Below are 6,000 nucleotides of genomic sequence, written 5' to 3' on the forward strand. Positions count from 1 at the left end.
TTAGCAAAAGAACCACTACCCAATCCTACCTCTCTTCCCTTAAACAAAGGGACTTTCCATTTATCATATTTAAAACTGAAGTCCTTTATATTTGAGTGAGTAAGAGCAACAAAAGTTATAAAGATTGGAACGCCATCGACTATTTCAATTATGGCTACCGGTCTTATTTCCGTTTCCCCGGTACCAACTGCTTGTATTATAACACCATTGAATGGAATTGAATAGAACGCCAGAAGTCTGCAACGTTTTAATCAAGTTTTCGCATTTGTATGGAATTGTAAATCAATCAACATATTGAAACTCATTTTTACAACAAAAGTAATATTTTTCATTCTTTTTACATAGAATTAACCCCTTTCTGATGCTTTGGAAGTATGATAGTTCATGTTTCGAAGCAATGGCGTTATCAATCCATTACAAAGGGGTCATTCGTAAGTGAAAAACAAATTCATGCTTCTTACCTTGTTGACTTTGGTCATCGCTCTGCTGGCCGGCTGCGGTTCGGGCAGCGCAACAACGGGCACTAACGCCTCGGAAAATCAGGCTGCCAATGAATCGTCTGGTGGGCCTGCTTCAGGAAACAAGGAAATTCAAGAACTTAAAGTGAGCTTTGTGCCATCCAAGGATCCGGAGCAAATCATTACGACAACGGAGCCGCTCAAAGAGCTGTTGAAAAAACAGCTGCAAACCGAAGGATACACGGTAGATAACGTAGATATTAATGTGGGTACGACTTACGAAGCGGTAGGGGAAGCGCTGGCCGCTGGTACTGCAGACATCGGTTTTATTCCAGGCGGTACATATGCTTTGTATGATGATGGTGCGGACGTAATTTTGACGGCAACACGTGCGGGGCTGTCCAATGATGCGGATGCGGCAAAGGACTGGAATGATAATAAACCCACCAAGCCGACGGATGAGCAGGTTACCTATTACCGCAGTCTGTTTATAACAGGCCCTTCTGAAAAGGGAAAGGCTTTGGCGGAAAAAGTGAATAAAGGTGAAGAACTGACCTGGGATGATCTGAACAACGCAAACTGGGCTGTGATGTCTTCTTCCTCCTCTGCTGGTTATATTTATCCGACACTGTGGCTGCAGGATCATTACCAAAAGAGCATTACGGATCTTGCTCATGTAGTCCAATCTGATTCCTACGGCAGCTCCTTTGCACGTTTGGCAGCAGGGCAGGCGGACATTGTCGTGGCATATGCCGATGCAAGAAGAGATTATGAGGGTCAATGGACAACCGACTTTAGCCGCAAGGGCACCATCTGGGACGAAACGAATGTGATTGGCGTAACGCAGCCGATTTACAACGATACGATCAGTGTCAGCAAAACCAGCCCGCTGATGGATGATGCTTTCAAAGCAGCACTGCAGCGTGCCTTCATCGCCATTGCCCAGACCCCTGAAGGAAAAGAGGTCATTGCGGTTTATACGCATGAAGGCTACAAGGAAGCCCAGGCATCCGACTATGATGGCGAAAGAAAAGCACAGGAGCTGCTGAGAAGCATGAAGAAGTAACAGCTTTCATTGAGCATCGTGCTTACACGCTAAATAAAACCTAATGAGAACATCGGCGTTGGTTGATGTTCTCATTTTTTTAGATTGGAGTCTTACCATGATCGAATTTATGAATGTCGAAAAAACCTATTCCAACGGGACGACTGCGCTGCGCAACATTAATCTGAAAATCGGGCAGGGTGAATTTGTAGCTGTGATCGGTTTATCCGGGGCAGGCAAGTCAACACTCATTCGCTGCATCAACCGGATGCATGGGATCACCGGCGGCACATTGGTGGTGGACGATATCGATGTGGCGAAGCTGAAGGGTGGGCAAATTCGCCGTTTCCGCCGCAGAATCGGTATGATCTTTCAATCCTTTAACCTGGTGACCAGAACTACCGTGATCAATAATGTGCTGGTTTCCTTTGTTCCCGAGCTTCCGTTGTGGCGCAAATGGACAGGTATTTTTACGAAGGAGCAGAGGATCAAAGCACTGGAGGCTCTGGATAAAGTGGGGATTCTGGATAAAGCTTTTGTTCGTGTGGACCAGCTGTCCGGCGGCCAGCAGCAGCGGGTTGCCCTTGCGCGGACCCTTGCTCAGAATCCGGATATCATTCTTGCGGACGAGCCGATTGCATCACTTGATCCGGTGACTTCGCGGGTGGTGCTAGACGATTTCAAAAACATCAATAAAGCCATGAACATTTCCGTCATCATGAACATTCACCATGTGGATATGGCCCTGGAATACGCAGACCGGATCATTGGAATCCGTAAAGGGGAGGTTGTATTTGACGGGGAGACGTCCAAGGTGACGCCGGAAATTCTTGACCATATTTACGGCGGCAAATGGGCAGAAGAGAGGGCATCTTTGCAGGAGAGTGTCGCGGAGCAGCTTCCGGCAGGAGGGAGCTCGCTGTATGTTTGACGGAATCTTTTCCCCCCGGCAAATAAACCTGCCCAACGGAAAGGTCGTTTTGCAAAAGAGGTCGCGGACGCCGTTTGTTCTGCTGATCCTGGTGATCTGTACAATGGCATCCATCCAATTTACCGACTTTAAAATGGACATTCTGGCTAAGCGCATCGGCCAGTTCTTCGTGATTATCGGCGACATGATTCCGCCCAATTGGGGCAGCTTTCCGGGAATTTTAGGCCCGCTGCTTGATACGCTCAAAATGTCCCTGCTCGGCTCCATGATCGGAGCTTTACTTGCCCTTCCTGCTGCCGTGCTGGCTTCTTCAAATATTGTTCAGAACAAAGTGATTGTGGTCATCAGCAAGACGGTGTTAAGTCTCCTGAGGACGCTGCCCACACTCGTTACGGCGCTGATCGCAACCTTTATTTTCGGGCTTGGTCCCATGGCGGGAACAGTTGCGATTATGCTGTTTACCCTGTCCTATGTTGGAAAACTGCTCTATGAGCAAATTGAAAATGTCGATATGGGCGCCTTCGAAGCGATGGAATCCCTTGGAATGACGAGAATTCAGGCCTTTCGCTATGCGACCCTCCCCCAGGTGCTTCCGGGCTACCTGTCGACCTCTCTGTTTTGCTTTGAGGGAAATGTTCGTTATGCGGCCATTCTGGGTTACGTCGGAGCCGGGGGGATTGGCTTGCTCATCAATGAGAACCTGGGCTGGCGCGATTATTCGGGTGTCGGCATGATTATTCTGGCGTTAATCGTAACCGTGTACTTGATAGAGACGGTCAGCGAGCATTTTCGGAAAAAGTTAATATAATTGCGAGTTCAAAAAGTCAGATTTTCAGCACCAAAGCCTATGCTTCCGAAGTGCGTTTTTTCAAAACGCTTGAGTTGGATGAAGCTGGGACTGAGGAGCGGAGCGTACTTGAGGTACGTGAGCACCTGAAATGTTTCCGCAGGAAACATGCTTCGGAAGCATCCGCTTAGTCCCGGCTGAATTCAAGATTCGATGTCGAATCCGCCTCCTGAATTACTTCGTGATCAAAAGATGACTTTTTGAACTACCTCTATAAGGGAGAAGTTTGAGTTATGTCTACATTAGAAAAGAAGCTGCTTGCTGCGCCGCGCAAGTCCCGTTATCTCCTGACCGTCGCGGCGGTCGTTCTGGTACTTTTTGTCTGGTCGCTGACGACTGTAAGCTTTCAGGATATGGATCAAAGCGGAGCCCATATTGCGCTTAATATTTTTAAAGGGCTGTTGCAGCCGGACCTCAGCCTGCTGTTCAATTTCACCGCGCAGGGTGTTTTATATTTGCTCGTTCAAACCGTTGCCATTGCTTTCCTTGGTACGCTTGTAGGCTCGGTGCTGGCGGTTCCGCTTGCTTTTTTGGCGGCCTCCAATATCGTTCCGCGGCCTGTATCCTGGCTGACTAGGCTTGTGCTCATTATAATCCGGACCATCCCGGCACTCGTCTATGGTTTGATGTTTATCCGGGTCACGGGGCCGGGGCCTTTCGCAGGGGTTCTTACGCTGGGGCTTGTCTCCATCGGGATGCTGGCGAAGCTGTTCATGGATGCCATTGAGGAACTGGATACCCGTGTGCTGGAATCGATGACCTCGGTCGGCTGTACGACATTTGAAAAGATCCGGTTTGGCATTGTGCCGCAGTTGCTATCCATGTTTTTATCGGTCATGATTTACCGGTTCGATATGAATATGCGTGAAGCCTCCATTCTGGGGCTTGTTGGGGCCGGTGGAATCGGCGCGCCGCTTATTTTCGCCATGAGAAGTTATAAATGGAGCGAGGTCGGTTCTCTTTTGATCGGGCTCGTTGTGCTTATTTTAATCATTGAATGGGTATCCAACCGGCTTCGGTCGAAATTAGTCAAGGGATAGCATGTTGCGGCGGAGGATGTTTCTTTGACTGTTGTGAGACGCTCCGGGAACGAAGCATTCCTACAATCACTGTTGACCCTTCGGGCAAAGGCGAACGCTCCGCTTTTCCGGAATCGCTTCGTCCCCTCCGCTGCTGCGTGCATCCCCCTATCTGTTACTGCCACGCTTCATACCTGCCTTAAATTTCCCCCGATTACTTTCCAGTTGTGGTTCACACTCGTCTTAATGATTCGCTTCGTGCGGATATAGTCGGCAAGCAGCTCCGCCATGTCCGTCTGCAGCTCCCGCACGACAGGTTTGCCCCGGAACATGTCAAACCCGCCCCCGCCGCCAGCGCGGTAGTTGTTCATCACGACATCGTATTCCGCAGCTGAAAGCAGAGGCGAGCCATCCACTTCCAGTTGCACGACCCGCTCGCCAGATGGGCGGGAAACATCCAGGACATACTCCACGCCTTCCCACATGTCATAGTTATAGGGCTGGGGCTTGGGCAGCAGGAACGCGGAATTTACTACGATCCGGCCGTCTTCCTTCAGCGTGAAATATGAGGCAGATTTTTCAAGCGCTTCGCGGATGTCCCGGCCTGCCACCCGCAGGACACGCAGGGTGTTGGGGAATTTGTAATTGGCGAGGATATCCCGCATGGAGATGCGTTCCCCAAAGCCGGGACTGCTTTCGTCAAACAAGGCGGTGCAGGAGATCTGCGCTCCGCTCACTTCCATCTGCACATTGTTGATCCATTCGATGAACGGGTGCTCTTCAAGCCGTGCCTGCAGGACATCCGTGATGCGCATATTTCCAACCGTTTCGCCGATAGGCTCATCCAGCCAGCGCTGCAGGCCTGCTTCAACCGGAGCTGTCAGCTCCAGGATCCGGTCCAGCGGGTCAGTCTCTCCGGCAGGAAGCAGCTCTGCGTGTTTGGACACCACTCTCCAGCTGCGTTTGCCTTCGGGAGAAGAGGATGCTGTCTGCGCTTCCTCGTCCAGCTCCAGTTCAAGGACGATTCTGCCGAGAAATTGACCCTGCGTCCCGGGCTGGATGACACATACGCCATTTAACATGGCGCTCTCGATTTGTCTGTGCTGATGTCCTGTCAGCAGCACATCGATCCCCTCAACCTCCTGACAGAGAGCGAAACCCTGGTTCTCTCCCGTCAGCTTTTCGGTGGGTACGCCTGTCTGTAAGTCTCGCTCAAAACCGCCATGATAAGCGACAATAACAACGTCAGCAGCCTCTTTGTTCCGCAGATAGGGAACCCAGCGCTTTGCACATTCCACGGGGTCCACGAAGCGTAGCCCTTCAATGTGCTTGGGCAGCTCCCATACCGGAATATGCGCGGTCGTCAGACCCAGCACGGCAATCCGGATACCGTCCGGAGTGTCATGAATAAGGTATGGTGTGCCAAAGGCGGCTTCGCCGCTTGCGGCAGACAAAATATTGGCTGACAGCCAGGGAAAGGCCGATTGTCGCATCGCGTCGCGCAAATAGGCAAGTCCGAAATTAAACTCATGATTGCCTACGACTGCGGCACTGCACCCGGCTGCATTCAAGCTCGAAATCATCACATTTTCTCCGGAGCTGTCCACTTTAGCCTGGTAATAGGGGACTGTAGTGAAATAAACGCCCTAATAAAACACACGTAGAACTGGAAATGAGCGAAGCATGATTCAGCAATATCT

At 50.5% G+C, this 6,000-nt stretch carries 5 protein-coding genes; 4 read left to right on the top strand and 1 reads right to left on the bottom strand.

What is annotated here, in order from left to right:
* Window positions 1-435: 435 nt before the first annotated feature.
* The 4 genes from ACE5LO_RS11155 to phnE (ACE5LO_RS11170) all read left to right on the top strand — a co-directional run bounded on the left by ACE5LO_RS11155 (window position 436) and on the right by phnE (ACE5LO_RS11170) (window position 4,321).
* A complete protein-coding gene (locus ACE5LO_RS11155; RefSeq protein WP_375520091.1) occupies window positions 436-1,524 on the top strand; it encodes a phosphate/phosphite/phosphonate ABC transporter substrate-binding protein in 1,089 nt (362 codons plus the stop codon).
* A 97-nt stretch (window positions 1,525-1,621) separates the two neighbouring features.
* On the top strand, window positions 1,622-2,434 hold the full coding sequence (phnC, locus tag ACE5LO_RS11160) for a phosphonate ABC transporter ATP-binding protein (RefSeq protein WP_375520092.1): 813 nt from the start codon (window positions 1,622-1,624) through the stop codon (window positions 2,432-2,434).
* The gene (phnE, locus tag ACE5LO_RS11165; RefSeq protein ID WP_375520093.1) at window positions 2,427-3,242 is read left to right on the top strand and encodes a phosphonate ABC transporter, permease protein PhnE; all 816 of its coding nucleotides are present in this window, start codon (window positions 2,427-2,429) and stop codon (window positions 3,240-3,242) included. Before phnC ends, phnE (ACE5LO_RS11165) begins: the two co-directional genes overlap by 8 nt.
* A 272-nt stretch (window positions 3,243-3,514) precedes the next feature.
* Window positions 3,515-4,321, top strand: a complete 807-nt coding sequence (gene phnE, locus ACE5LO_RS11170) for a phosphonate ABC transporter, permease protein PhnE (RefSeq protein WP_375520094.1) — start codon at window positions 3,515-3,517, stop codon at window positions 4,319-4,321.
* Window positions 4,322-4,488: 167 nt separating this feature from the next.
* On the opposite strand, the gene ACE5LO_RS11175 is transcribed toward phnE (ACE5LO_RS11170), so the two are convergent.
* A complete protein-coding gene (locus ACE5LO_RS11175) occupies window positions 4,489-5,883 on the bottom strand; it encodes a bifunctional metallophosphatase/5'-nucleotidase (RefSeq protein WP_375520095.1) in 1,395 nt (464 codons plus the stop codon).
* Window positions 5,884-6,000: the final 117 nt, after the last annotated feature.

Source organism: Paenibacillus medicaginis (genome assembly GCF_042138635.1).
GTDB lineage: Bacteria > Bacillota > Bacilli > Paenibacillales > Paenibacillaceae > Paenibacillus > Paenibacillus medicaginis.

Bases quoted from the DNA above. Each gene is read 5' to 3' on its own strand.
- phnC (WP_375520092.1), top strand. From the start codon at position 1,622: ATGATCGAATTTATGAATGTCGAAAAAACCTATTCCAACGGGACGACT.
- phnE (WP_375520093.1), top strand. From the start codon at position 2,427: ATGTTTGACGGAATCTTTTCCCCCCGGCAAATAAACCTGCCCAACGGA.
- phnE (WP_375520094.1), top strand. From the start codon at position 3,515: ATGTCTACATTAGAAAAGAAGCTGCTTGCTGCGCCGCGCAAGTCCCGT.
- ACE5LO_RS11175 (WP_375520095.1), bottom strand. From the start codon at position 5,883: ATGATTTCGAGCTTGAATGCAGCCGGGTGCAGTGCCGCAGTCGTAGGC.